The 1,922-nt window shown below is 32.4% G+C and carries 3 protein-coding genes; all 3 read left to right on the top strand.

The genetic code is table 11. The annotated features are described in order from the left end of the window. Nucleotides 1-222: 222 nt before the first annotated feature. On the top strand, nucleotides 223-378 hold the full coding sequence (locus ABNX05_RS25965) for a hypothetical protein (protein ID WP_169786300.1): 156 nt from the start codon (nucleotides 223-225) through the stop codon (nucleotides 376-378). Between the two features lie 496 nt (nucleotides 379-874). After that, a complete protein-coding gene (locus ABNX05_RS25960; RefSeq protein ID WP_349662328.1) occupies nucleotides 875-1,258 on the top strand; it encodes a YhfM domain-containing protein in 384 nt (127 codons plus the stop codon). A 246-nt stretch (nucleotides 1,259-1,504) separates the two neighbouring features. Further along, nucleotides 1,505-1,816 (top strand): histidine kinase, encoded by a 312-nt coding sequence (locus ABNX05_RS25955; protein WP_349662327.1) that lies wholly within the window; start codon nucleotides 1,505-1,507, stop codon nucleotides 1,814-1,816. Nucleotides 1,817-1,922: the final 106 nt, after the last annotated feature.

The following is a 1,922-nucleotide window of genomic DNA, read 5'->3' as shown; positions in this document are numbered from 1 at the left end:
GGCTACTATCAATCTATAAATTGAATAAAAAATAGTCAACCAGATTTCTCTCTGGTTGACCTTATAATACGAACGGGGTGCTTAGTGGAATAAGGAGATTTAAAATAATCTGTCTTTTTGGGGTCTCGCCAGATTTATGCGGATTTACAACGTTAAGGGAAGAATTGTTCCAAACGGCGCTTTGGAAATGTTAAACTTTAATTATACGAGGGGGGCGAAAAAATGGATTATACTAAAATCTATAATGAGGAACTGATTGCCTTAGTAAAAGAGAAAATAAAGTCAGTCGGTGAAATTAAAGCGGTGAAGTTTTTGAGAGAGCAAACAGGTATGTCCTTAATACAGGCAAAAAAATTTGTAGATTTTTGTAAAGAATAGACATAAAAATTAGAGTCAATAAATTAACCTGTGTTTTATTGCAACAGTATCTATAAAGCATACAAAATAAATATAATAAACGTTTCCAAATGAAAGTTTGGAAACACACCAAAAAGGCACGAATGTTGTTAATTCAACGTTCGTGCCTTTTTACGAGGACTATTGTTTATACAGCTTTTTATGCAAAGCTATATAAATAAAGCTACGATAGGACTTTTCGAGATTTTTCAGAGTGTGTTATCAGAATAAAAACCTGTATATAGAGACAATTTATTAAGCTGTATACCAGCATTTTTTATCGTTCCTATACTTCAATTACAGGGGCTATACAACAATCAGGCGCTTTTCCGTAATAGGGAAAGCTTCTTTATTCATGGAAAGGGCCATATTGCGGAATAACACCTTTAATAGGCATCTATGTTTATATTTAAAAAGCTTAGAAGATTTGAAACTTTATTCAAAAATTAATGTCCAAATTATTAAAGGGGAGGATATTTTGAAAAAGTTTTTATTATTTGCAATAATTAATTTGGCATTAGTCGGCTGTTCTCAAGAGCCAGAAACTAAAACAAGCGAACCAATAACTAAAAAGAATGTAGAAGAGGAAGCGTACATTAACACTAAAACGATTGATTTAGAATTAAAAGAATCGGAAGAAATAGCTATCTTTGAAAAGGCAGTAAGCAAATCAAAAAAAGAGCCTGGTGTAGTCAACATAGCAACAGAACCACAGTATCAATTTAGTAGTGGCAAAGAAATTTATTTTCTTTGGATTACAGAGGCATCTGGAACCATCATGAATACAAAAGACACGCACACTATTTACACACTATCAAGTAATTCGGTTAAAGAAGTTTACGAGTTTGTTAATAAAAATTAATTAACGGTTGCATTAGTTGAATAACGATTTCAGCGATCGGGCGCGATTGTGGAAGAAGCGTCTCTGTTCTTATTAAACTCCCATGAAAGAACGTAATCATCTTTCATTTTCTGTGGTGTAGTGTTGATTTTAAGCGACAAGGATGGCTAACGGGTGAAAGAGTTAAACAATGTGTTGTAGTTGCGGCATCTTTTTCTTTTTGTGCTAACGGGGGAGGGTAGTTTAAGGTGAGAATAGGGGTGTAAAATGAAGAAAGTAATAATATTCAATATAATATTTTGTCTACTTGTTATTTTTATTTGTAATACATATTATGATTCTAAATCGAGAAGTGCTGTTGCATATAATTATGCAGCAAGCTATGTTGAAACAAATTACGAAATAAGTAGAGAGAACATACAAGCTGTGGAAATTAATTACCGTAGAGGTATGGGGTTATTTGAAATTCTTCTTGAGGATATATCAACAAAGGAAATTTTCTCGTTTACAGTAGACATTAGAAAAGATTATTCATTGTTCTACTTTGAGGACCATACCAAAATTCATGGGAAGAATTGACGACGTCCAATAAAATAGGCTTATTTAATTAAACCAGCTAATAGATTGTCAATAAAAATCTTTTAAATTAATAAACACTTCATGCTATACTAAAAAGCGCAACCCA

Origin of the sequence: Lysinibacillus zambalensis, from assembly GCF_040183165.1 — a bacterium.
In the GTDB taxonomy this organism is placed as follows: Bacteria; Bacillota; Bacilli; order Bacillales_A; family Planococcaceae; genus Lysinibacillus; species Lysinibacillus zambalensis.
Note: the sequence above shows the minus strand (reverse complement) of the source record. Positions and strands in the feature narration are given on the sequence as shown.

Bases quoted from the DNA above. Each gene is read 5' to 3' on its own strand.
- ABNX05_RS25955 (WP_349662327.1), top strand. From the start codon at position 1,505: ATGAAGAAAGTAATAATATTCAATATAATATTTTGTCTACTTGTTATT.
- ABNX05_RS25965 (WP_169786300.1), top strand. From the start codon at position 223: ATGGATTATACTAAAATCTATAATGAGGAACTGATTGCCTTAGTAAAA.